The sequence below is a fragment of the Micromonospora sp. GCM10011542 genome, assembly GCF_042650685.1.
GTDB lineage: Bacteria > Actinomycetota > Actinomycetes > Mycobacteriales > Micromonosporaceae > Micromonospora.
This window is the reverse complement of record NZ_JBHSBO010000053.1, coordinates 1-555: the sequence shown is the minus strand read 5'-3', so window position 1 is coordinate 555 and position 555 is coordinate 1. Positions and strand designations below refer to the sequence as shown.

The 555-nt window shown below is 67.9% G+C and carries 1 protein-coding gene; it reads right to left on the bottom strand.

Annotation, left to right across the window (positions count from 1 at the left end):
• The coding region (locus ACFOW4_RS20470) for a hypothetical protein (protein ID WP_377530078.1) at window positions 1-401 on the bottom strand (401 nt) is incomplete at its 3' end.
• Between the last annotated feature and the right edge of the window lie 154 nt (window positions 402-555).

The following is a 555-nucleotide window of genomic DNA, read 5'->3' as shown; positions in this document are numbered from 1 at the left end:
GGCGTGCCCCAACCACTCGACGGGCGCTGCTGGAACAGGCCCAGCGAGTCGTGGTCATTGGCATCGCCGAGGTGGCCCAGGTTCTCCAGCTTCGACTCCTGCAGGCTCGTCGCGATCGAGATCACCGCGGCCCGCTCGGGCAGGCCGGCCTTCTTCGTCGCCGCGATGATCGCCTTGACATTGGCCGTCTGCTCATCGTTCAGGTCGATGCGCGACTGCTTACCCTGCACACCGTGCGGGATCAGCTTCCCGGCGTCGGACTTGTCGGCCTGCACCACCGCGACCGGCTTGGCGTCCACCACGGGGGTGGCGGCGTGGGCGGCGACCGGGCCGGCGAAGATGCCACCGGCGAAGGCGAGACCAGCAACGGACAGCATGCTCTTACGGATGATCGTGTTCATGGGAGTAGCTCCTTCGGGGGTAGGAAACACCATGGCCGGGGGAACGGCTCGTGGTGTCAGCACCTCGTCGGGCGCATGCACAAAGTTCAAGGGGGGGAAGTCTGTGACCTGCGGGCCACGGGCCGGGGGGCCTCTCGTGGCGCCGGGTCTGGCT